Source organism: Pseudomyxococcus flavus (assembly GCF_050038885.1).
Classification (GTDB): domain Bacteria; phylum Myxococcota; class Myxococcia; order Myxococcales; family Myxococcaceae; genus Myxococcus; species Myxococcus flavus.
In genome coordinates this window covers 9,238,497-9,259,715 of sequence record NZ_CP143624.1, presented here as the reverse complement: position 1 = coordinate 9,259,715, position 21,219 = coordinate 9,238,497, and the positions used below count along the sequence as shown (strand labels likewise).

The following is a 21,219-nucleotide window of genomic DNA, read 5'->3' as shown; positions in this document are numbered from 1 at the left end:
GTAGTCATGACGCGCGTCGAGCAACTGCGAGACTTGGAGACGGCCAAGCAGGTGGCGGCGCTGCTGGAGGCGGAGAATGCCCGGCTGCACCAGCGCCTGGAGGCGCTCGTCGCGGAAGTGGCCCGGCTCAAGGGCGAGGACGCCCAGGCGCACCTGCAGTTGGAGTTGACGCAGCTCAAGGAGCAGCTGGCCCTCATGCAGCAGCGCCTCTTCGGCGCCTCCAGCGAGAAGCGAGGCGACAGGCCGCACAAGCCTCCGCGTGCCAAGCCGCAGAAAGGCCACGGCCCCAAGGCCCAGCTCGAGCTGAAGGTGCAAGAGGTGCTGCTGCCGCTGGACGAGGCGGACCGGGTGTGTGGCCTGTGCGGCAGCGGCCTGCACGCGTGGGAAGGCCAGACGGAGGACTGCGAGGAAATCACCGTCGTCGAGAGAAGCTTCCTGCTGCGGCGGGTGAAGCGGCAGAAGTACCGCTGCGGCCAGGGCTGCGCGCCAGTGACGGCGCCGGCCCCACCGCGACTGCTTCCGGGTGGCCGCTACTCGGTGGACTTCGCGGTCCACGTAGCCCTCATGAAGTACGGCTTCCACCTGCCGCTGGCTCGCCAGGAAAGGCTCTACGCACGCGAGGGTCTGACGGTGGAAGCGCAGACACTGTGGGACCAGCTCGAGGCGCTCGCCCGGCACCTGCAGAAGTCCTACGAGGCACTGCTGGCCGAGGTCTTCACCTCGCCCCTCATCCACGCGGATGAAACGCATTGGCTGCTGCTGGACAAGGGGCCGGGCACCAAGTGGTACGCGTGGACGGTGGCCTCGCCTGACACCGTCTTCCATCGCATCTACCCCAGCCGCTCCGGGGCGACGGCGCGCACCGTGCTGGGCGACTACGAGGGCGTCGTGCTGGTGGATGGATATGCGGCGTACCAGACGGCGACCAAGTCAGGCCCAGATGGGCCCTGTCCGGCCACCCTGGCCTTCTGCTGGGCCCACGTGAGGAGAAAGTTCTTCGAAGCCCAGCAGTTTGCCCCTGCCTGCAAGGAGGTGCTGGACCTCATCGGCGAGCTGTACGCCGTCGAGGCGGACCTGCCGGGCTGGTACGCCCTGGAGGGCGAGGAGCGTCAGGCCGCGCTCGCGCACCGGCTCGCCGTGCGTCAGCAGAAGTCCGCGCCGCTCACCCAGCGAATCCGCGACTGGGCGCACGCGCAGCGCGCGCTGCCTGGCAGTGCCTTTCGCAAGGCGATTGAGTACATGCTCAACCTCTGGGCGGGGCTGACGGTCTTCCTCACCCAGCCGCAGGTGCCATTGGACAATAACCACGTCGAGCGCCAGCTGCGTGACATGGTGATAGGCAGGAAGAACCACTACGGCAGCAAGTCAAAGCGGGGCACCGAGGTGGCGGCGCTCTTCTACTCCCTCATCGAGACGGCGCGGCTGCGCGGTGAGGACCCGGGCCACTACCTGCGGCGCGCTGCGCTCGCTGCCATTGAGAACCCGGGCACCGTGACGCTGCCGAAGCCCCAGAGCTGACCCCCTCTCCCGCCGTGCGACCGGGGGGGGCGGGGCAGGTCAACTCGGTGCCGGGACGGGGCACGGCGAGGAGTTACCCAGTCTCACGCCTTTCTCCAGCGCCTCGTCGACAAGGGCAAGCGTCATTTCTCGCGCTTCTCGTCCACTGCGTCGTCCTCGTCTTCCGGGAATTTCTCGTCCCAGCCCATCCCCTGAAGTTTTTTTCTACACCGGCAAATATGGCCTGAGCTCCTCTTCGATGCCTCGGAGGTAGGCGTCCGGGTCGGCGCGGAAGCGCCGGCCCATGATGCGAGGGATGCGCCGCTGTTGAAGCTGAGCGCGCAGCCGTCGCCAGTCGTCGAGGTCCCCAGGTGCCAGGTGGGTGGCGTCAAGTGCAGGCAGCAGGTGGGCTGAGGCGATGGCCGGCAGCCGCACCGCGCCGCGCACGACGAGGCCCGCACTCCCGCGCACCCGGCCCGAGGCACGCCGCTCATGGTAGCGGCAGGTGCCGAAGAGGTGCTCCAGGTCATTGTCGGTGCGGGGCAGGTCCGGCACGTCGTAGCAGTGGAAGAGGCCCTTCCAGTAACGGCGCGTTTCGAGGAGGAAATGGGCGAGGGCCTGGCGCAGCACGCCCCGGTGACGGCGGTGCGTCCAGCGCACCAGGGCGGCCAGCAGGGCGGCCAGCCGACGCCGTACCCCTGCGGCGTCCAAGCCGGGCTCGTTCTTGAGAATGGCCGCGGTGCGCTCCACCCACCGGTACGCCCGCGCGAGAGCGGGCCACATGGAGGCAGTGGCCTGCCGTGCGCTACGCAGCACCGCATGCAGGCGGCTCAACTCCGGTACGCAGGCCCCCTTTTTGACACCCGCTCCAGTGTTGGCGGTCATCGCGGAGCGCGGAAATCTGGTCATCGGAAGCAGCACGGCCCCGCCCCCCCCCGACCGCCGGGAGGCGGAGCGGGAGAGCGGGGCCTGGTGGTCTGCGGGTAAATGAGGCGTTCAGCTCTTCTTGGCCTTGCGCTCGGCGCGGGACTCCTCGGCCACGCGCCGGCGGTAGCTGTCTCCCTCAATGCTGATGATACTCGCGTGGTGGATGACGCGGTCGATGAGCGCGATGGCGCACGCGGCGTTGGGGAAGATGGTGGTCCACTCCGAGAATGGGAGGTTTGTTGTCAGGACAATCGGCTTCTTCTCATACCTGCGTGACACCACCTGGAAGAGGAGGTCCGCGTTCCTGGCGTCGTAGGAGAGGTAGCCAATCTCGTCGATGACGAGCAGCCCCGCCTGGGTGCAGTAGTGCTTCAGACGCCTGTCGAGGGCCCGGGCGGAGTCCTGGCTTCCGAGGTCGAGCAGCAGTTGGGAGGCAGTGGTGAAGAGGACGGAGTGGCCGGCCTGCACGGCGTTGTAGGCGATATTCTGAGCAATCATCGTCTTGCCCAGGCCCTGGGGCGCGACGAGGACGACGTTGGCGGGGCGGGCCATGAAGTCCAGGGCCAGGGCACTCTCGACGGCCGGCCTGTCAATGCGCTTGGGCCAGCCCCAGTCGAAGTCGGCCATCGTCCTGAGCGCGCCGAGCTTGCTGCGCGACAGGCGCCGCTCCACGCTGCGACGGGCCCGGTCCTTCGTTTCCTCCTCGGCGATGGCCTCCAGCAGCTCGGTCGGCCCCCACCTGCGCTTGGTGGCCATGGCAATGAGGTCGTCGAGCGCGTCGCTGGTGTGACGCAGCCCGAGGGCGGTGAGGCGTTCTTTCAAGGGCATCATGGTGCTTGCTCCGCTTCGTCCTCGAGGAGGGCGTCGTAGGCGTTGAGGGAATGCTGGGGGACGCGCTGCTCGCGCACGCGCGGGTCATCCGGCAGCACGAGGGGCAGCGGCGGGGGCGCGCCCTTCTGGCGGCTTCTCTGGTCGAGGACATGGGCCACGGCGACGGGCCCGAGTGCGCCACGCGCAAGCGTCTCGGCAATGGCGGCGTCCGTTTCGGCGGGGCCGTACCTGTCGGCCAGCGCCAGCAGCTTCACGGTGTGGTTGCCGAGGTTGTCACCGCGGTCGGCGAGCGCCTGGAGAAGCAGGTCGGCGCGCGGGCAGCGGGCGCGCAGCAAGTCCCTGCCGCGCAATTCGTGGGCGTGGGCCTTCTTCTTCGCCAGCGCCGCCAGGTGCTGCGCGTCCTCGACGAGGGCGCCCTTGTCCCAGCTGCGCACGTGAGAAGCGACCTCCTCGGCGCCGTCGAGCAGACGCACCGTGGTGGAGGAGGCCACCAGCGTGAGGGGACGGCGTACCAGGCCGTCGGGAATGGAGTAGTCATTGCCGTCGAAGCGCACGTAGGGCGTCTTGCCGGAGGAGACGGGGCGCACGACGTCGGTAGGTAGCGGGTGCGCGGGCAGCGGCAACAGACGCGGGCGCTCCTCTTCCAGGGCCTGCGCCACCGTGCGGCCCGAGGCGTCGCCGGGCACCCGGCGCTGGTGGGCCACCTCGTCCACCCAGCGCTGAAGCTGGCGGTTGAGGTCGTCCAGCCCGTGGAAGGTGCGTGCGGCGAAGAAGGAGTCGCGCAGGTAGCGGATGGTGCGCTCCACCTTGCCCTTCTCGTTGCCGCGGTAGGGGGCGCAGGGCTTGGGCGCGAAGTGGTAGTGGCCTGCGGCCTCCAGCACGCGTGGGTGGAAGCGGATGGCGTCTCCAGCCCGCTCGAGCACGACGGACTTCAGGTTGTCGTAGAGGAGGCTGCGGGGGACGCCCCCGAGCGCTTCAAAGGCCTGGACGTGGCCCTGGAGAAAGCACTCCATGGTTTGGCCCAGGAAGAAGCGTGCGTACATGGCGCGCGAGTGGCCCAGCACCAGGACGAAACAGGAGAGCGTCCGGGTGGCCCTCCCCACCTGCACCTTGCCGAAGCTGCCCCAGTCCACCTGGGCCTCTTCGCCCGGCAGGGTGCAACGGCGCAGGAAGGCCTCGGCCTGGGGCCCCGGGCGCACCCGCCGCACGTAGCGCTTCACCTGCTCGTAGCCGCCCGGGTAGCCACGGGCCTTCACCATGTGGAACAGGCGCGTGGCCCTCAGGCGCGGGTGGGCCTTGAGCGTGGCATCGATGAAGTCCGTGTACGGGCCCAGCACGGTGGGCTTCGCCGCGCTTCTGTCGGCAAGGGCCACCTGCGCGTCCTCGAGGGCTGCCTCCACGGTGTCGTGGTGCAGGCCCAACTCCGCGGCGATGGTGCCCACCGGCCAGTGCTCCGCGTAGTGCAGCCGGCGGATGCGGGCGCGTACCTCCGGGGCAATCATCCTCGCACCTCCTCAGAGAGGGCAGCGCCGCCAGCGCGGGCCCACCCGTGTGCGCGCCAGGGTGGTGTGACGCAGGAAGGGGCTGGGGCGCCCGCAGGACGTGCAGGCGGGAGAAGACGGCAGTGCATGGGGAGGTGGCCTCGCTGCGCTCGGCTCCGAAGACACCTTCGTGGTGGCTTGGACCGGCGCGAGTGGCACCGTCGCCGCCTGGGCCACCCCTGGGGGAGCCTGATGCGTCACTTTCCTCCGCCGCTCCCGGTAGGCGGCCTGGCGCGCGGCGTGGGCATGCCGCCCGTCCCGCGTGAGCTGATAGCGCTGCCCGGCCCCACGCACCGACTCCGCGCGCGCCCTCCTGCCGCAGGCCCGCGCGCAGTAGCGCTGGCCCCGGTCGCACCTAGTGCACAGCTGAAACAGCCGCCGGCACTCAGGCCGACCGCACACAACCAGACGCAACGACTCCATGCACACCTTCCCGTGCGCGCGCCGACTTCTGGCGCCGCGCCCCGGAGTGCGCTACCCCTGCCTCACCGGCTCGCCCCACTCGCACACCAGGGCGCGCCTCCAGGAAGGCCCTCCAGGTGTCGCTGGTGGGCCTTCTGACTTTCAGGACGCGCGCAGCCCTGAACTCAACCGGCTCGCTTCCCACCCCTCAACTTTTCGGCTGCGCCCTGCGCTGCCCCTGGCCGCGAAGCTCACGAACTCCTGGTCGTCCATGACCAGAAATCTGCGCTTCCTGGTGACCATCAACACTCCAGGCTCTTCTCGATGGCGCCCAGGCGTCGGCGCAGCAGCAGGCCGGAAGGCTTCAGAGGCGGGCGGTGGTCGTCGGTGAGGGCACTTCTGACGGCCGCTGCATAGGCGCGCGTGGCGCGGGCGCCCGCATCCTGACGGCCTTCCACGGCCCGTTCGACTTTTCTCACCTCGCGCACTCGCTTCTTCAATTCCTTCTTCGCATGCCGGTCCGCCTCGTACAGAGGGCGGGCCGCTTCACGCAGGTAATGGAAGTGGCAAAGCTGGTGGGGCACCTGGGGCAGTGCGTGGGCCAATGCGTTGCGGAGGCTCCTCTGCCCATCGGACACCACGCCGACGATGGGGACTGGCCCCAGCGCGCGCTTCACCTCCTCGAGGAGCGGTACCAGTTCCTGCTCGCCCCCGGACAGCAGGGGCCGCGCCAGTAGCACCTGCCCCGAGAGGCACTCGCGCACCACCCAGAGCACCTCGTGCCCCACGTCCGGGGCAAGCCCATCAATGGCGAGGACCGCCCGCCCTTGACGTTTGAGCGCCTCTTGCAGCCGCCCGGAGTCGAGCAACTTGAGGCTGACGAGCTCGTCGTACCGGTCGAGCAGGTTGGTGCAGGTGCGCTCGGAAATGGCGACGCCCTGCTGACGCAGCAGGGCGTGGATTTCCGGCACGCTGCGGTGCGCCCGGTAGCGCTGCGCTCCGATGAAGGCCAGCACGTCCAGGCCGAACTCGTGCTCGGGCAGCACCCAGCGCCCCTCGCCTTCGGCCCTCAGCGGCACGCCCTCCAGCAGACAGCCGTCCCGGTGGCACACCCTCACCTGCACCGACAACCCCACGCAGCCGGTGAGCGTCGTCACGCAGCGTCGCGAGCGCCAGTCCGCCCGCGTCCTCGCGCCGCACGCCTCACATCGCCGCCGCTCGCTGTCGAGCCTCTCCTCGCGGGTGGCAACCGGACGGGCAGTCGTACGCGCCATGGCGGTCCTCCTCCTCTCAAAGGGGCAACACCCGGGACGCAGGCCATATTTGCCGGTGTAGTTTTTTTTCGAGCACCAGCAACGCTGCCGTCTCGGCCAGCGCCTTCTCCTTGCGGCGCAGCTCCCGCTCGAGCTCCTTCACGCGCTTCTCCGACGAGGCCAGCCGGCGACGCTGGCTGGCCGTCAGTGGCCCGGAGAACTCGCCCGACAGGGCCCCGGCAGCCACCTGCCGCCACTCCTTCAACTGCGCCTCGTGCAGCCCCTCGCGGCGCAGCAACGCCCCCAACTCCTCACCCTCAAGCCCCTGGGCCACCACCAGCACGCGCAGCTTCTCCTCGGGCGTCCACTTCTTCGGGCCAGCGGGCTTCTTCTCCTCGGGCGGTGGCGTCATCGCCGCTACCCTACGCGCCTCGCGCAACCACTGCGACAGCGTCGGCTGCGAGACTCCCACCTGGCGGGCGAGCGCCGCAGCACTCACCGCGCCTGGCCCCACCATCCGCTTCACCATCTCCGCCTTGAATGCATCCGTGTACGACACAGCAACCTGCCTGTACTCGCCCCCGGGGGTGGTCAGCTCGGCCGGTCAGCCGAGGCGGTCGGGTCGGGGGCCGGCGCGGTGGTGTGCAGACTGCTCTTGGCTGTTTCCGCCGTTTCCAGCTTCGTGCCCGTGTAGAGCAAGCCATCACTCCGTCTCCGGTCCCCGCCACGTCGAACCGGACAGGCGGGTTTCCCGCATCCGGCTCACCGCGAAGGCGTCATCTCAACGGGGTTATGGTTCCGCTCGGTGGGAAGCCTGCTTTCAGGACGGCGTAGTACCTCACCCGGTAGTCATCGAAGAGACCCCAGCTTCCGTACACGACGTCCTTACTCCACCGCTTCCAACCGAATCCCCCTCGCTTCGCTCTCTTCGCCGCGAACCGCCTCACCTTGAGCTCGACGTGGTGCTTCACCCTGTCGAGCGCCTGGTACGAGTTGCCCCACCGGAAGTAGTTCACCCAGCCGCGCACGATGGCATTCACCTCCGCCACGGCTGACTGCACCGCGAGTGCTCGGCTGTCCCGCAGGACGTGGCGCACGCGGCGCAGGACTTCGGTGACTTTCTTCCGTCGAGGGCTCGTGTTCGGGTACCACGTCCCGGTCTTGGGACTCCGCTTCCATCGGAAGTCGAAGCCCAGGAACGCGAAGGAGGCGTTGCGGTCGGTCATTGTCACCGTCCGCGTCTTCTCCTCGTTGAGCGACACGCCGAGTGCCTCCGCCTCCCGACGGATGCGCTCCAGCGCCCGTGCTGCCCACCTCCGTCCCTTCTCGGAGACGGGGGCGAGCACCACCATGTCGTCCAAGTACCGCGCATAGGTGAGGAAGCCTCGTCCTCGGTCCAGGGCATGGTCGAGGTCGTTCAGCGCGATGTTGGCCAGCAACGGGGACAGGGGGGAGCCCTGCGGGATTCCCCTGTCCCCCGTGCTCTTGAGAAATTGCTTCACCAGCGCCAGCACCTCGCCGTCCTGGACTCTTCGCCCCACCCTCTCCAGCAACGGCGCGTGCCGGATGCTGTCGAAGTAGGACTTCAAGTCCACGTCGACGACGTGGTGCCTGCGCCGTCGCAATCCCTGCCGCACGGTGTCGATGGCCTCATGCGCCGACCGTCCCGGCCTCGCCCCGAAGGAGCTGCCCGAGAAGTCAGCCTCGAAGATGGGCTCCAGTACCAGCCGGAGGGCGCCCTGGACGACGCGGTCTCGAATCGACGGAATCGAGATGACGCGCACCTTGCCGCCCTCCTTCGGAATCTCTCTTCGTCGGTACGGTCTGGGGCGGTAGGTGCCAGTGCGAAGCTCCTCGGCGACTGCACCGAGGAACCCTGCTCGTCCGTGCTCCTCGATGTGCTCGAAGGTGATGCCGTCTTGTCCGGGAGCCCCGCCGTTGCGCCGGGCTTCCAGATAGGCGGCTTCGAGTACCTCGGGTTTGAGGACGTGGACGTACAATCCCCAGAAGCGGTGCGTTGGGGCGGATTTCGCCCGATGGCCTATCCTCGCGCGGAGTTCCTGCGGACTGATGGTGGGCTTTGTCATCCCGCTCCCGCCTCGCTCCTCACTCGGAATGCCTCCGGTAGGGGCCCTTCGCTCCACGGGCGTTACCCCGCTTCTGCGCTACTACGGCCCCATCCGCCGGGCTCTCGCCTTCGCCGGGCTTCGCCTCGTCGGCTCGCCGCGGCTACCTTGCTTCCGCGGGTTTTCTCCGCGGGACGAGGAGCCCTTCCCTGTTTCCACTCATGTCCTTGTGCACGTGCCGTCACCCTCTACCCCGCCGGGTGGTACGTCCCCTCGGTCGTTCTGCAGGAACGTCCTGCTGCCTTCGCCGTAGTTGTGACGGCTCGGCACCCGGAGGTATCAATTGACGGGGCCTCGACCAGGCGTTCACGCATCGTTACGGCCCGCGCACTCGCTCACCCCGCTGAAACGGGGCTTTGTCGGTGGGCTTCACCGGAGGGGTCTCCCCTGTCGGCGCCACCCCAGCTATGCGGCTTCGACCTGTTGCCGCTTCGGGACTCTCACCCTACGGGTCCATGAGTTCCTCCAGGCATCACACAACTTCCCTGACACAGGGGCCATCCTCACCTCGCAACGTGTGGGCGTAGTGAAGGGCATCCGCAATCTCGGCGCCGATGTAGAGGGCCAAAGCCTCGGACACGGGCTTCCGCCGCGCTACGCCCGCGCTCACCAACGTGTCCAGCGAGGGCCCGTCCACGTGCTCCATGACAACGTGAGGCGTGTTCTGGTGAATCTTCAGGTGGAAAACTTGGGCGATGCTGGGGTGATTGAGCCGGAAGGCCAGTTGAATCTCATCGGAGAGCCGCTTTCGTTCCTCGTGGGTCGAGGGACTCGACAGACGACGCACAAGACATCGTCCAGGAGACTCCTCCTCTAGGAGCCTGTCGCGGTAATCGCGAGGGGCTTGCCCGGCGGAGTCTGAAGGGGCTCAATGCCCCGCATGAGCAAGAAGTACCGCCCCTGGAATGTGCAGCAGGACTTCCTGCTGCCGCCGTCGCTGCTGGACTGGCTGCCGGAGCACCACCTCGCGCGTTTCGTGCTGGAGGTGGTGGAGGAGTTGGACTTGGGGCCCATCTACGAGTCGTACGAGAAGCAGCTGCGAGGCTACCCGCCGTACGAGCCGAAGATGATGGTGGCGCTGCTGCTGTACGCGTACTGCACCGGGGTGACGTCCTCTCGGAAGATTGAGAGGAAGACGCAGGAGGACGTGGCCTTCCGCGTGCTGGCGGCGAACCAGTCCCCAGACCACTCGCGGATTTCGGAGTTTCGACGTCGGCACGGGGCGCACTTCGAGAGTCTCTTCGTGCAGATGCTGAAGCTGTGCGCGAGGGCGGGGCTGGTGAAGCTGGGGCACGTGGCGCTGGACGGCACGAAGCTGAAGGCGAACGCCAGCAAGCACAAGGCGATGAGCTACGAGCGGATGAAGCAGGAGGAAGGGAAGCTGCGCGAGCAGGTGCGGCACCTGCTGGCCCAGGCGGAGGCCGTCGACGCGGAAGAGGACGCCCGCCACGGCAAGGGCAAGCGAGGCGACGAGCTTCCCGAGGAGTTGCGGCGCACGCGGGAGCGGCTGCAGCGCATTCGTCAGGCCCGGCAGGCGCTGGAGGCCGAAGCCAAGGCGGCCGCCGAAGCAGACAAGGGCAAGGATGATGACGACGACGCGCCCCCGCCCGCCCAGGACTTGCCCGGCCACACCGTGCCCCACACGGCCGAGGGCAAGCCGACGCCGAAGGCGCAGCGCAACTTCACCGACGCCGACAGCCGAATCATGAAGAAGGGCGCAAGCTTCGAGCAGGCCTACAACGCGCAGGCGGCGGTGGACGCGGCGCACCAGGTGATTGTCGCCCAGGCCCTCACCAACCAGCCTCCGGACGCCGAGCACCTGCCGGCACTGGTGGACCGGGTGGCCGCCCACCTCGAAGAAGTGCCAGGCAAGCTGAGCGCGGACGCGGGCTACTTCTCGGCGAAGAATGTCCGCTGGCTGGAGTCGGTGGGCGTCGAGCCGTACCTCGCCACCGGCCGCCAGAAGCATGGAGAAGCGCCACCGAAAGTCAGGGGCCGTCCGCCCGCGGGGCTCACCCCCAAGGAGCGGATGGTCCGGAAGCTGGCGACGAAGCGAGGCAAGGAGGTGTACCGAATGCGCAAGGCGATTGTGGAACCCGTCTTCGGCCAAATCAAAGAGGCACGCGGCATCCGCGCCCTGCTGCGCCGAGGCCTGAAGGCCGCCCGGGAGGAGTGGGCCCTCATCTGCGCCACCCACAACCTCCTCAAGCTCTTCCGAGCGACGGCAGCAGCGTAGCGGCCTGCCGCACCCTGCGGCCCACCGGCGTCTCTCACCCCGCCTCGCTCCCAACCCCATTACCGCGACACACTCCTAGTGCGTAACGGTGTGCCAGAAGCAGCGCCTCGCCCGTGGGCATCCGCATCAACTCGCGCACAGCCTCGTACCGGACGCCGCCCACTGTGAAGAGCGGCTGGGGAGATTTTGGAGTCGCAAGTGGAGGGAGAACGAGGGACTGCGCGGGGCGTCGGTCACTGTCCGTCGTGGAGGGCATGCGGTCCTCGGGAGGCATGAATGGGCTCCCGAGAATCTTCCGCCCATCGAACCCTTAAAGTCCACATATTCACGACTTTAAAAGTCTTGACCGAAGTGCCAGCACGGGCCACCTCCGCCCATCTGCTCGGCATCGATGAGGGCTGGGCCGTGAACTGCGGCGCTGCTAGAGTTCGCCGTGTGACCAACCGCATTTTCGTCGCAGTCGCATTCGTCGTGGGAGTCGCTGGAGGCTGGGCAGCATCCATTCTCACGGGGACCGATACCAAGCTTGTCGCAGGGCTCCTGGGAGGTGGAATCTCGGCAACAACAGGGTTCCTGGCCTCAGAGCTTTCGGCAATGCGTCGCCGCAAAGAAGCACGGCACGACCGCTTGGTCTTCGAAAATCTCGGTGCGCGCCACAAGGCATACGCGGAACTCAACAAGGCGCTCCTTGTCCTAGAACGCTATTACACGCTCTACCTTCCGAGAGAATCTGAATTTCAAGAGAGAGACGATCCTTACAATTTCAGACCTCTTCGGCCCTACGAAGAATTCGACAAGGCAGTATCCGAAGTTGCCTTATGGCTTGACCTCCCCACCCAAAAAGCAATCGCGGAGCTAACTCTCGCCGTGGGGCCTAGCATTCCCATGGCCCTTCGCATTGCCATGGCCAAGGACAGCAAGTCTCCCGACTTACAATCAATGCTCCCCGCGATGTGCGGCGACGTGGAGTCACACGCAGCAGAAGTTCTCGCCAAGATTCGATCTACAAAACAAGGACTTCGCCAGACATTAGGAATCAACCTTCTTGACGAATTCACCCAAGTAGCCGCGCAGGGTTTGCAGGCGACGGAACGGCCTACCTCACCAACCGAGCGGTCGTGAATCCCAGCCCCACCCCGAGAGCCAATGCCACCAGCACCTTCACCAATGGCACGTCGCCCGAGTGCTGGCGCAGCGCCTCGTTCTCCGACTGAAGGCGCCGCACTTCCTGAGCTGTGTCCATGCACCGCGACGTGGACAGCCAGCAGCCCTCGGAGACGGCCACCGTGCGCCCATCCTGAAGCGTGACGGTGGCATAGGCCACGTCCAGGACTTCGCCCTCCGCGCGCACCGCCCCCGAGAGGAGCAGGGTCAGCACCAACACCAGCGGATTCACAGCTTGCCGTCCCGGCGCAACTGCTCCAACGCGGCCACCGCCATGGCCTTGCCCGTAATCTCCCCAGCCGCCACGGCACCGGCCTCCTCGGCCCGCTCCACCGCCTCGTCACCAAAGAGAAGGGCCTTCAGCACGGAGAGCCCACCTGCCGCCCCGAGGCCAATGCCGAGCGCCTTCAGCAGCAGCACCCACGAAAGCGGCTCTCCAGCCAGCAGCGCATTTGCTACCGCGCCCGCCACGGACACCCCCACCGCCAGCGCGGCGCCAGCCCTCGCCGTGCGCAGCACCGGCAGCCACTCGCCGCCGAAGCGGCGCAGCACGTAGACGAGGGCCACCACTGCCAGCGACGCGACGAGTGCCCAGTTGCGCGTCGTCACGGCATCGAAAACGAGGCGAGCGAATTCCTCAATGTGGCCCGGGTCCGGGTAACTCCTCGCCGTGCCCCGTCCCGGCACCGAGTTGACCTGCCCCGCCCCCCCCGGTCGCACGGCGGGAGAGGGGGTCAGCTCTGGGGCTTCGGCAGCGTCACGGTGCCCGGGTTCTCAATGGCAGCGAGCGCAGCGCGCCGCAGGTAGTGGCCCGGGTCCTCACCGCGCAGCCGCGCCGTCTCGATGAGGGAGTAGAAGAGCGCCGCCACCTCGGTGCCCCGCTTTGACTTGCTGCCGTAGTGGTTCTTCCTGCCTATCACCATGTCACGCAGCTGGCGCTCGACGTGGTTATTGTCCAATGGCACCTGCGGCTGGGTGAGGAAGACCGTCAGCCCCGCCCAGAGGTTGAGCATGTACTCAATCGCCTTGCGAAAGGCACTGCCAGGCAGCGCGCGCTGCGCGTGCGCCCAGTCGCGGATTCGCTGGGTGAGCGGCGCGGACTTCTGCTGACGCACGGCGAGCCGGTGCGCGAGCGCGGCCTGACGCTCCTCGCCCTCCAGGGCGTACCAGCCCGGCAGGTCCGCCTCGACGGCGTACAGCTCGCCGATGAGGTCCAGCACCTCCTTGCAGGCAGGGGCAAACTGCTGGGCTTCGAAGAACTTTCTCCTCACGTGGGCCCAGCAGAAGGCCAGGGTGGCCGGACAGGGCCCATCTGGGCCTGACTTGGTCGCCGTCTGGTACGCCGCATATCCATCCACCAGCACGACGCCCTCGTAGTCGCCCAGCACGGTGCGCGCCGTCGCCCCGGAGCGGCTGGGGTAGATGCGATGGAAGACGGTGTCAGGCGAGGCCACCGTCCACGCGTACCACTTGGTGCCCGGCCCCTTGTCCAGCAGCAGCCAATGCGTTTCATCCGCGTGGATGAGGGGCGAGGTGAAGACCTCGGCCAGCAGTGCCTCGTAGGACTTCTGCAGGTGCCGGGCGAGCGCCTCGAGCTGGTCCCACAGTGTCTGCGCTTCCACCGTCAGACCCTCGCGTGCGTAGAGCCTTTCCTGGCGTGCGCGTTTCGGCGATCGTGATCAGCAGGCTCGGAGCATCGTGATCAGTCGGAGCGAAGCGACGCTGGGCTCAAGTTGACGGATTCTCCTCCTTGCGGCGGGAGGGCCCCTTCACGGTGAGCCGGTGGGCTCGGTGGAGGACCCGGTCGCAAATGGCGTCCGCCACAGTAGGGTCGCCCAGGTGGTCGTGCCACTTTGTGGTCGGCAGTTGGCTGGCGATGATGGTGCTGCGCGCGCCATAGCGGTCCTCGAAGACCTCGAGCATGTCCCGGCGCTCGCCGTCCTTGATGGGAGCCAGGGCCCAGTCGTCGATGACGAGCACGTCGACACGGGCCAGTCGGGAGAGAAACGCGGCGAAGGAGCCCTCCGCGTGCGCGAGCGCCAATTCCTCCAGCAGACGCGGGGCCCGACGGTAGAGCACCCGATGGCCGCGACGAATCGCCGCCTGCGCCAGCGCGCACGCCAGGTACGTCTTGCCGGTGCCCGTCATCCCGGTGATGACGATGTTCTGCTTCTCCTCCACCCAGCGGCACTGGGCGAGCTGACGCACCAGGGGCTTGTCGAGCTCCCGCTTCGCCGTGAAGTCGATGTCCTCGACGCAGGCGCCGGAGATGCGGAGCTTCGCCTCTCTGAGGTTTCTGCCAATCCGGGCGTTCTCCCGGGCCAGCCACTCGGCCTCGACGAGCAGCGCGAGTCTCTCGTCGAAGGCCAGGCTGCTCATGTCCGCCAACTTCTGCTGCTCCTCCCAGGCGCGGGCAAAGGCGGACAGCCTCAGCGCCTGGAGCTTCTGCAAGGTGGGTTGGTTCAACATCTCGGGTGTCCTTTGTCGTTGGTGGCCTCATCGGACCTCGGGCACGGCCGCCATGGCCGTGCCCGAGGCCCCCTTCCGAGTGGAGAGGCCTGCAATCCACTCAGTGGTAGTAGTCAGCGCCGCGGACGTTCTCGTGCGCGGCGGCCGGCTGCGAGGAGGGCTCTTCGGCCGGCAGCGGGGTGGCTTCCAGCCCCTTCTCCAGCAGCAGTCGCACGTGCCGGCTGCTGCGCGCGTGCGCTCGCAGCGCCCGGCCGCATGCGAGCTCCAGCCGCGCGTTGCCATAGCGCTTCGCCAGCCGCAGCAGGCCCAGGCAGCTGCGGTAGCCCACTTCCGGGTGGGGCCTGTCCTGGAGGATGGCCTCCACCAGCGACTGGGTAAGGGGGCCCACCTGGCTCGCCCACTGAATGAAGCGCGAGGGGCTCCACTCGGCATGGGCCCGGTGGGCCTTCGGCATGTGCTCGGCCACCGTCGTGTAGCCGCCCACCTTCGCGCTGCGCACGTGGACGGCCACTCTTCGGCCCCGCTGCAGCAACTCCACGCTGGTGGCGGTGAGGCGCGCCTCCAGCACCTGACGCGCCAGGCTGTAGGGCGCCGAGTAGAAGTGGCCATGGACGTCGACGTGGTAGTCGATGTTCACCTTCACCCGCTTCCACTCCGACACCGCGTACCGCGTCGGCGGCAATGGCTTGAGGGCAGGCCTGTCCAACTCCTCGAAGAGCTGCGCTCTCGACTTGCCGTACAGTCGCATGGGCCTGTCGTTGAGCACCGCCACCTGCTCGGCAATCGCCTCATTCAACTCCCGCAGCGAGGTGAAGACGCGGTGACGCAGCCGGGCCAGCACCCAGCGCTGCACCAGTTGCACCGCCCGCTCCACCTTCGCCTTGTCCTTGGGCTTGCGCGGGCGCGCCGGCAGCACCGCCAGTCCGTAGTGCCGTCCCAACTCCTCGAAGGTGCGGTTCACCTCCGGCTCGTACCGGTCCGCCCTCGTCACCGCCGACTTCAGCTGGTCCGGAACGATGAGCGCTGGCGCCCCACCGAAGGCCTCCAGCGCGCGCACGGTGCTGCCGACGAAGTCCGTCAGCTTCTGGCTCCACGTGGCCTCCGCGTACACGTAGCTGGAGGCCCCCAGCGCCGCCACGTACAACTCCGCCTCCCGCACCTCGCCGGTGCCACCGTCCACCACCGTCGGCTTCTTCCCGGAGTAGTCGACGAACACCTTCTCACCGGCCTTGTGCGCCTGCTTCATCGTCAGCCGGTGGCGTGCCAACCACTCCCGGTACACCTCGCAGAACTGCGTGTACCGGTAGCCTTCCGGGTGCCGCTCCAGGTACTCCAGGTGCAAGAGCTCCAGCGTCACCCCGGGTCGCTTGCGCTCCTGGTGTATCCACACCGGGTCCGGCAGCGGCCGCTCCGTGCCCGGCGCGCACTTCGGGCCGTACAGCTGGCGCTCCAACTCCTCCTCCTCCAGCGCTTCCACCGCCTCCCACGTCAACCCCAGGTGCGCCGCACGGCTCATCACCTTGCCCACCACTCCAGGGCTGACGCCCACGCTTCGCGCCACCTCCCGGTGGCTTCGCTTCAGGCCCCACTTCTGACGGATGATTTCTCGAATGCTGTGCATCGGCAGTCTCTCGGTGGCCATGGCCGCTCTCCCTCCGGCGGCCTTCTTGCCAGGACTGCCCAGCGCTCATTCGGCTCCGAACCCCCTGTTCACACAGCCGAACTCCGTGTCCACGTGGCCGAACCTCCTGTCCACGATGGGCCGAACTCGGTGATCACGATGCTCCGATCTGAGTGTTCACGATGGGCCGACGCGCGCACCTGGCGAGCCAGCGGCAGGTGGAAGCCGTACTTCATGAGGGCTACGTGGACCGCGAAGTCCACCGAGTAGCGGCCACCCGGAAGCAGTCGCGGTGGGGCCGGCGCCGTCACTGGCGCGCAGCCCTGGCCGCAGCGGTACTTCTGCCGCTTCACCCGCCGCAGCAGGAAGCTTCTCTCGACGACGGTGATTTCCTCGCAGTCCTCCGTCTGGCCTTCCCACGCGTGCAGGCCGCTGCCGCACAGGCCACACACCCGGTCCGCCTCGTCCAGCGGCAGCAGCACCTCTTGCACCTTCAGCTCGAGCTGGGCCTTGGGGCCGTGGCCTTTCTGCGGCTTGGCACGCGGAGGCTTGTGCGGCCTGTCGCCTCGCTTCTCGCTGGAGGCGCCGAAGAGGCGCTGCTGCATGAGGGCCAGCTGCTCCTTGAGCTGCGTCAACTCCAACTGCAGGTGCGCCTGGGCGTCCTCGCCCTTGAGCCGGGCCACTTCCGCGACGAGCGCCTCCAGGCGCTGGTGCAGCCGGGCATTCTCCGCCTCCAGCAGCGCCGCCACCTGCTTGGCCGTCTCCAAGTCTCGCAGTTGCTCGACGCGCGTCATGACTACCTGACAGGTGCTACAAGCCACTGCCTACCGCAAGGACTTTCTCGTCCACCGCCGGAGGCGACAGCCTCCACCTTCCGGCCAGCTCGCAGCCTTCCAAGAAGAGCGACAGCTCGCTCACCGTCAGCTCCACCGCCTGCGCGCCCTCCTCGCACCAGGGCCGAGCGAAGCGTCCCCGGAAGAGTCTCTTGGTGAGGAGTACCAGGCCCGTGCCGTCGAAGTGCAGCACCTTGGCCCGGCGCCGGCTGCGGCCGACGAAGAGGAAGACGTCGCCCTTGAGCAGCTGCCGCCCCAGCTGCTGCTCGACGAGGGCACCCAGTCCATCGAAGCCCTTGCGCATGTCCACCGGGGCCGCGTACGCGAAGACGCGAACGGCGCGCGTGGGCGTCAGCACCCCAGTCTCCCCACCAGTTGGGCAGCGGTCTCCAGCGTCAGCCCCTCGACTCGCCAGCCGCCCGGAGAGACCAGCGCCACCTGCTGCACTCCCGCCACCTCCGCTCTGGCAGGACGCTCGCCCACGCGCACCGGCACCAGCGCCGCGCCCTTCTCGGCGGGCTTCGGGCGGCGGTGTCCCGCGGGGCGCCCCTTGCGCCACTCGTAGAGCGTCGGCCCGGACACGCCCAGCCTCTGCGCCGCGTCCGTCACCGTCCCTCCCGCCGCCACGGTGTGCTCGGCGTAGCGCACCGCGAAGGCGCGCAGCGCCTCGGGAAAGGGCAACGAGCCACTGCGCCGCCCGGCCTTCAACCGCTGTGCTTCCTGACGGAACTGCTCCAACTCCTTCTCCAACTCCATGGACCACCTCCTGGCGTGTGGCCAAGGGAGGTCTCACGAGAGGCCGGAGCCCGTCACGACGGGGCACAGCGAGGTCTTACGAGACTGGAAGCCGTCTGCGAGCGACTCGGGGTGACGCCTCGCACCGTCCAGCGTTGGAGGAAGCCTGAAACGGCCCAGGACGGCAGGTGCGGTCCGCATACCCGGCCCGCCAACCGGCTGTCGGAAGTGGAGCGACGCCGCATCCTGGCAGTGGCCAACAGCGAGGAGTTCCGCGACGTCTCGCCCAAGCAGATTGTGCCCCGGCTGGCCGACAGGGGCGAGTACGTGGCCAGCGAGGCGAGCATCTACCGGGTGCTGCGCGAGGCGGGTCAACTCACCCACCGGGGCTGCGCCAGGGCCCCCACGCCCAGGCTCCGGGCCGAGCACCTGGCCACCGGGCCCAATCAGGTGTGGAGCTGGGACATCACCTACCTGAAGGGTCCGGTGAAGGGAGCCTTCCTCTACCTGTACCTGGTGGTGGACGTCTTCAGCCGGCGCATCATGGGCTTTACGGTGCACGAGGAGGAGTCGTCCGAGCATGCCGCGGCCCTCATCCGCCGCTGCTGGCAGGAGGCGGGCTGTCCCGAGGGGCTGGTGTTGCACTCGGACAACGGCGGCCCGATGAAGGGCGCCACGCTGCTGGCCACCCTGCAATGGCTGGGCGTCACCCCGTCCTTCAGCCGGCCCCGCGTCTCGGATGACAACGCGTTTTCCGAAGCCCTCTTCCGCACGCTGAAGTACCGCCCCTCATTCCCTCGGCGCCCCTTCGCATCCGCCGAAGACGCGCGCGCCTGGGTGGCGCGTTTTGTGGCCTGGTACAACACCGAGCACCTGCACTCCGCCATCCGCTTCGTCACGCCTGACGACAGACACTTCCGTCGCGAGACGGCGCTGCTCGCCCGGCGCCATCAGGTGTACCAGCGCGCCCAAGCCCGTCATCCTGAGCGATGGAGCCGCCACACGCGAGACTGGACACCGGCAGGCCCGGTGCGCCTCAACCCCTCCCCGAACCCCACCCCGGCCGTGCAGGAGTTGAAGCGCATCGGTTGAACTCTCTCACGCGACAACTACCTTGACGCTCACCGATGGCAAGCAACTGGGCATCATCCACCGGGACGTCAACCCTCGGCACATTTACCTGGGGGCGCACGGCGGGGTGAAGCTCGCCAACTTCGGTGCCGCGTACTCGCTCATGGTGGGACGGCTTGAATCCCCCGCGAATCTCGTCCGGGGTGACGTGGCCTATGCCTCTCCTGAGTACCTGGAGCGCCTGCCGTTGTCCCCGGCCTCGGACGTCTTCAGTTTGGGCGTGGTGCTCGTAGAACTGCTGACGGGCACACACCTCTTCGACGTGGAGGATGTGCCTTCGACTCCCAAGGGGATGAGTCCCCTCATGGCCGAGCAGTTTCCCTCCCTGCCGTTGACGCAGATGCGCGTGCTGCTCTCCAGCTTCAGTCCGGCGGATGTGGAGACGGCCGTGGGTGGGCTGTCAGCGGATGTGAAGGACATTCTCCACACGGCTCTGCGCGTCGTCCCGAGGGAGCGCTTCGCCACGGCGGCGGACATGGGGGCCGTGCTGCGAGCGGCGCTGACGAAGCGGCATCCCACGTTTGGGCGCCAGGATGCCCAGGAGGAAGTCGCCCGCGTTGTCGCGGAGGGGAGTTGCCTGCGAGACGTGGTGGAGTTCGGTGAGGGCGGCCTCTACCCAGAGGGGCTGGACGCGCACGAACTCGAGGCGCTCGCGAAGGAAGACTAGCGAGTCAGGACGGTGGCGACGTGGAGGAGCGCGTCCAGCTTCTCCGCGTCCAGCTTCCGCGCGAGCGCTAGCAGCCGGCGCAATTCGGGCGTCTCGGCTTCTAGGGCAGGGGAGCGTGGTGGCTTCTTCCCTGTTCCCCGAGGCGTCGTGCCCAGCAGGGCTTCGGGGGAGATGCCCAGCGTCAGGCCGAGGCGGTGGAGGACGGGGACACTGGGCAACACCTTTCCCCGCTCCAGACGCCCATAGGCGGGCTCCACGAGGCCCACGCGCTCGGCCACCTCTGCGCGCGTCATCCCCAGCTTCTCCCTCGCTTCACGCGCAACCGTGCCGATGGTGATTGCCAGCTCTTCATTCATGGAACGTCCCGAGGGAAAGGAGGGCGAGCATCGCTCGGGCCCGAGTCTCGTCCAACTGCCGCACTCGGTAGAAGAGGCGACGACGGGCGGGCGAGTCCGTGTCGGGATGCATTGCGCGGGTGTGGCCCATCAACTCGTTGGGCGACGCGTCCAGCACCTCACACAGGCGGTGCAAGGTGGGGACGCTCGGCAGCATTTTTCCGCGCTCCAGACGGCTATAGACGGCGTGGGCAATCCCCAGGTGCCGGGCGACTTCGGCTTGCGTCAGTCCCAGACGGCTTCGCGCGGCGCGGGCGGCAGGGCCGATGAAGGTGGCGAGTTGCTTGCGAAGTTCGTGGGCGGAAGTGACTTGCTGCATGGCTTCTTCCTAGTGGAATTGAATGCCAGACGTCTAGCCAGTGATGCTGGACGTCAGACGTCAGTCGGTAAGGGGTGGTCGAAAGGAGAGACTCCCTACAGGGTAGTCCATTTGGTAGGGTGCGCTGCCGGTTGGGAGGGTGCGCATATGAGTGCGTATTCCGGCGATGGTGAGCACCCGTTCCGGCTCAAGCCGAGCAGCCGTTCCGGCCATGGCGAGCAGTCGGAGCGTCAGCGACGCTGGGACGTCCCATCACTTCGCTTGCTTGCGCCCCTTCGTCAAATTCGCGTCCGCCTTGCGGATGGACTCGCCTGCCAGGCGCAGGCGGTGAGCGTTGTGGACCAGCCGGTCGAGGATAGCGTCGGCCAGCGTCGCGTCACCGATGACCGCGTGCCAGTCCTTCGGTTCGAGCTGGGAAGTCACCACCGTCGAGGACTGCTGGTAGCGGTCCTCCAAGACTTCGAGCAGTTCCTTGCGCTCGGCGGCGCCGAGCGGCTCCAGGCCGAAGTCATCGAGGATGAGCACCTGCGCCTTGGCCAGCCGCTTGAGCGCATGCGGATGCGTACCGTCAGCGCGAGCCTGGGCCAGTTCGTCGAAGAGGCGGGAGGCGCGCCGGTACACGACGCTGTAGCCGTCGCGGCACGCCTTCTGCCCCAGGGCGCACGCCAGGAAGCTCTTGCCCACGCCGGTGGGCCCGGTCAGCAGCACATTCTGCTTGTCGGCCACCCACTTCGAGGTGGACAGCTCCAGCACCTGGGGCTTCGTCAGGCCGCGGGCGTGGGCGTAGTCGATGTCCTCCAGGCATGCCTGCTGGCGCAGCTTCGCGTGCTGCAGGCGCGCAGTGAGCTTCTTGTTCTCCCGGTACATCCACTCCGCGTCCGCCAACAGGCCCACCAGGTCCGTGGCACTCAGCGTCTTATCGGCCGGCCTCTCCACCCAGCTACGCAGGTAGTTGGCCATGCCGTGCAGCTTCATCGCGTCGAGCTTCTCCAGCGTCTGGTCCACCAGCATTTCTTCCTCTCCGTCGGTCTCGGTGTCCGGCCGGAGCGCGCCCAAGAGGGCGCGCGCAGGC

General features: G+C 67.9%; 20 protein-coding genes and 3 pseudogenes. 5 read left to right on the top strand and 18 right to left on the bottom strand.

Translation table 11 applies throughout. The annotated features are described in order from the left end of the window. The first annotated feature begins 6 nt into the window (after nucleotides 1–6). Nucleotides 7–1,518, top strand: coding sequence for an IS66 family transposase (gene tnpC / locus VZL07_RS38200; protein ID WP_426749779.1), 1,512 nt, complete (start codon nucleotides 7–9; stop codon nucleotides 1,516–1,518). Between the two features lie 204 nt (nucleotides 1,519–1,722). On the opposite strand, the gene VZL07_RS38195 is transcribed toward tnpC (VZL07_RS38200), so the two are convergent. The 7 genes and pseudogenes from VZL07_RS38195 to VZL07_RS38165 all read right to left on the bottom strand — a co-directional run. Then, nucleotides 1,723–2,280, bottom strand: a complete 558-nt coding sequence (locus VZL07_RS38195) for a hypothetical protein (protein ID WP_426752902.1) — start codon at nucleotides 2,278–2,280, stop codon at nucleotides 1,723–1,725. Nucleotides 2,281–2,493: 213 nt separating this feature from the next. After that, nucleotides 2,494–3,255 carry an IS21-like element helper ATPase IstB gene (istB, locus tag VZL07_RS38190; RefSeq protein ID WP_426750761.1) on the bottom strand — a complete coding sequence of 254 codons (762 nt, stop codon included), beginning with the start codon at nucleotides 3,253–3,255 and terminating at the stop codon, nucleotides 2,494–2,496. Further along, nucleotides 3,252–4,757, bottom strand: coding sequence for an IS21 family transposase (gene istA, locus VZL07_RS38185; protein ID WP_426750762.1), 1,506 nt, complete (start codon nucleotides 4,755–4,757; stop codon nucleotides 3,252–3,254). Before istA (VZL07_RS38185) ends, istB (VZL07_RS38190) begins: the two co-directional genes overlap by 4 nt. 749 nt (nucleotides 4,758–5,506) lie before the next feature. Then, nucleotides 5,507–6,472 (bottom strand): annotated as a pseudogene (locus VZL07_RS38180) (transposase); the annotation flags it as partial. A 16-nt stretch (nucleotides 6,473–6,488) separates the two neighbouring features. Beyond that, the gene (locus VZL07_RS38175) at nucleotides 6,489–7,010 is read right to left on the bottom strand and encodes a transposase (protein WP_426752901.1); all 522 of its coding nucleotides are present in this window, start codon (nucleotides 7,008–7,010) and stop codon (nucleotides 6,489–6,491) included. Nucleotides 7,011–7,227: 217 nt separating this feature from the next. After that, the gene (ltrA, locus tag VZL07_RS38170) at nucleotides 7,228–8,538 is read right to left on the bottom strand and encodes a group II intron reverse transcriptase/maturase (protein WP_426752900.1); all 1,311 of its coding nucleotides are present in this window, start codon (nucleotides 8,536–8,538) and stop codon (nucleotides 7,228–7,230) included. Nucleotides 8,539–9,049: 511 nt separating this feature from the next. Next, nucleotides 9,050–9,376, bottom strand: a pseudogene (locus VZL07_RS38165) (protein kinase); the annotation flags it as partial. Between the two features lie 81 nt (nucleotides 9,377–9,457). Here VZL07_RS38165 and VZL07_RS38160 point away from each other — a divergent pair. Both VZL07_RS38160 and VZL07_RS38155 read left to right on the top strand, forming a co-directional pair. Continuing rightward, nucleotides 9,458–10,813, top strand: a complete 1,356-nt coding sequence (locus VZL07_RS38160) for an IS1182 family transposase (protein WP_426752680.1) — start codon at nucleotides 9,458–9,460, stop codon at nucleotides 10,811–10,813. 276 nt (nucleotides 10,814–11,089) lie between these two features. Further along, nucleotides 11,090–11,935 carry a hypothetical protein gene (locus tag VZL07_RS38155; RefSeq protein WP_426752899.1) on the top strand — a complete coding sequence of 282 codons (846 nt, stop codon included), beginning with the start codon at nucleotides 11,090–11,092 and terminating at the stop codon, nucleotides 11,933–11,935. On the opposite strand, the gene VZL07_RS38150 is transcribed toward VZL07_RS38155, so the two are convergent. The 8 genes and pseudogenes from VZL07_RS38150 to VZL07_RS38115 all read right to left on the bottom strand — a co-directional run bounded on the left by VZL07_RS38150 (nucleotide 11,910) and on the right by VZL07_RS38115 (nucleotide 17,656). Then, complete coding sequence (locus VZL07_RS38150; RefSeq protein WP_426752897.1) at nucleotides 11,910–12,197, bottom strand: hypothetical protein; 288 nt, start codon at nucleotides 12,195–12,197, stop codon at nucleotides 11,910–11,912. The two genes, VZL07_RS38155 and VZL07_RS38150, sit on opposite strands and share 26 nt — an antisense overlap. An 8-nt stretch (nucleotides 12,198–12,205) precedes the next feature. After that, the gene (locus VZL07_RS38145) at nucleotides 12,206–12,586 is read right to left on the bottom strand and encodes a hypothetical protein (RefSeq protein WP_426752896.1); all 381 of its coding nucleotides are present in this window, start codon (nucleotides 12,584–12,586) and stop codon (nucleotides 12,206–12,208) included. 125 nt (nucleotides 12,587–12,711) lie between these two features. Continuing rightward, nucleotides 12,712–13,623: pseudogene (gene tnpC / locus VZL07_RS38140) on the bottom strand (IS66 family transposase); the annotation flags it as partial. 82 nt (nucleotides 13,624–13,705) lie between these two features. Continuing rightward, on the bottom strand, nucleotides 13,706–14,446 hold the full coding sequence (gene istB, locus VZL07_RS38135; RefSeq protein WP_374270940.1) for an IS21-like element helper ATPase IstB: 741 nt from the start codon (nucleotides 14,444–14,446) through the stop codon (nucleotides 13,706–13,708). Between the two features lie 100 nt (nucleotides 14,447–14,546). After that, entirely contained in the window at nucleotides 14,547–16,067 is a 1,521-nt protein-coding gene (gene istA / locus VZL07_RS38130; protein ID WP_426757258.1) for an IS21 family transposase, read from the bottom strand. An 89-nt stretch (nucleotides 16,068–16,156) separates the two neighbouring features. Then, entirely contained in the window at nucleotides 16,157–16,861 is a 705-nt protein-coding gene (locus VZL07_RS38125; RefSeq protein WP_426752894.1) for a hypothetical protein, read from the bottom strand. Between the two features lie 16 nt (nucleotides 16,862–16,877). After that, complete coding sequence (gene tnpB, locus VZL07_RS38120) at nucleotides 16,878–17,258, bottom strand: IS66 family insertion sequence element accessory protein TnpB (RefSeq protein WP_426749778.1); 381 nt, start codon at nucleotides 17,256–17,258, stop codon at nucleotides 16,878–16,880. Continuing rightward, nucleotides 17,252–17,656, bottom strand: coding sequence for a transposase (locus tag VZL07_RS38115; RefSeq protein WP_426749777.1), 405 nt, complete (start codon nucleotides 17,654–17,656; stop codon nucleotides 17,252–17,254). Before VZL07_RS38115 ends, tnpB begins: the two co-directional genes overlap by 7 nt. A 15-nt stretch (nucleotides 17,657–17,671) precedes the next feature. Between VZL07_RS38115 and VZL07_RS38110 the strand changes: the two genes are divergently transcribed. After that, entirely contained in the window at nucleotides 17,672–18,727 is a 1,056-nt protein-coding gene (locus VZL07_RS38110) for an IS3 family transposase (protein ID WP_426752893.1), read from the top strand. 22 nt (nucleotides 18,728–18,749) lie between these two features. Next, nucleotides 18,750–19,433, top strand: a complete 684-nt coding sequence (locus VZL07_RS38105) for a protein kinase domain-containing protein (RefSeq protein WP_426752892.1) — start codon at nucleotides 18,750–18,752, stop codon at nucleotides 19,431–19,433. On the opposite strand, the gene VZL07_RS38100 is transcribed toward VZL07_RS38105, so the two are convergent. The 3 genes from VZL07_RS38100 to istB (VZL07_RS38090) all read right to left on the bottom strand — a co-directional run bounded on the left by VZL07_RS38100 (nucleotide 19,430) and on the right by istB (VZL07_RS38090) (nucleotide 21,158). Then, the gene (locus VZL07_RS38100; RefSeq protein WP_426752890.1) at nucleotides 19,430–19,789 is read right to left on the bottom strand and encodes a helix-turn-helix transcriptional regulator; all 360 of its coding nucleotides are present in this window, start codon (nucleotides 19,787–19,789) and stop codon (nucleotides 19,430–19,432) included. The genes VZL07_RS38105 and VZL07_RS38100 overlap by 4 nt on opposite strands. Further along, nucleotides 19,782–20,147, bottom strand: a complete 366-nt coding sequence (locus VZL07_RS38095) for a helix-turn-helix domain-containing protein (protein ID WP_426752889.1) — start codon at nucleotides 20,145–20,147, stop codon at nucleotides 19,782–19,784. The genes VZL07_RS38100 and VZL07_RS38095 overlap by 8 nt, the downstream gene beginning before the upstream one ends. A gap of 252 nt (nucleotides 20,148–20,399) precedes the next feature. Next, nucleotides 20,400–21,158, bottom strand: coding sequence for an IS21-like element helper ATPase IstB (istB, locus tag VZL07_RS38090; protein ID WP_426749852.1), 759 nt, complete (start codon nucleotides 21,156–21,158; stop codon nucleotides 20,400–20,402). Nucleotides 21,159–21,219: the final 61 nt, after the last annotated feature.

What these genes read in the sequence shown, in the direction of transcription:
- tnpC (WP_426749779.1), top strand. Translation starts at nt 7, where the DNA reads ATGACGCGCGTCGAGCAACTGCGAGACTTGGAGACGGCCAAGCAGGTG.
- istB (WP_374270940.1), bottom strand. Translation starts at nt 14,446, where the DNA reads ATGTTGAACCAACCCACCTTGCAGAAGCTCCAGGCGCTGAGGCTGTCC.
- VZL07_RS38155 (WP_426752899.1), top strand. Translation starts at nt 11,090, where the DNA reads ATGGGCTCCCGAGAATCTTCCGCCCATCGAACCCTTAAAGTCCACATA.
- istB (WP_426750761.1), bottom strand. Translation starts at nt 3,255, where the DNA reads ATGATGCCCTTGAAAGAACGCCTCACCGCCCTCGGGCTGCGTCACACC.
- VZL07_RS38195 (WP_426752902.1), bottom strand. Translation starts at nt 2,280, where the DNA reads ATGTGGCCCGCTCTCGCGCGGGCGTACCGGTGGGTGGAGCGCACCGCG.
- ltrA (WP_426752900.1), bottom strand. Translation starts at nt 8,538, where the DNA reads ATGACAAAGCCCACCATCAGTCCGCAGGAACTCCGCGCGAGGATAGGC.
- VZL07_RS38095 (WP_426752889.1), bottom strand. Translation starts at nt 20,147, where the DNA reads ATGCAGCAAGTCACTTCCGCCCACGAACTTCGCAAGCAACTCGCCACC.
- istB (WP_426749852.1), bottom strand. Translation starts at nt 21,158, where the DNA reads ATGCTGGTGGACCAGACGCTGGAGAAGCTCGACGCGATGAAGCTGCAC.
- istA (WP_426757258.1), bottom strand. Translation starts at nt 16,067, where the DNA reads ATGCACAGCATTCGAGAAATCATCCGTCAGAAGTGGGGCCTGAAGCGA.
- istA (WP_426750762.1), bottom strand. Translation starts at nt 4,757, where the DNA reads ATGATTGCCCCGGAGGTACGCGCCCGCATCCGCCGGCTGCACTACGCG.
- VZL07_RS38100 (WP_426752890.1), bottom strand. Translation starts at nt 19,789, where the DNA reads ATGAATGAAGAGCTGGCAATCACCATCGGCACGGTTGCGCGTGAAGCG.
- VZL07_RS38115 (WP_426749777.1), bottom strand. Translation starts at nt 17,656, where the DNA reads ATGGAGTTGGAGAAGGAGTTGGAGCAGTTCCGTCAGGAAGCACAGCGG.
- VZL07_RS38160 (WP_426752680.1), top strand. Translation starts at nt 9,458, where the DNA reads ATGAGCAAGAAGTACCGCCCCTGGAATGTGCAGCAGGACTTCCTGCTG.
- VZL07_RS38125 (WP_426752894.1), bottom strand. Translation starts at nt 16,861, where the DNA reads ATGACGCGCGTCGAGCAACTGCGAGACTTGGAGACGGCCAAGCAGGTG.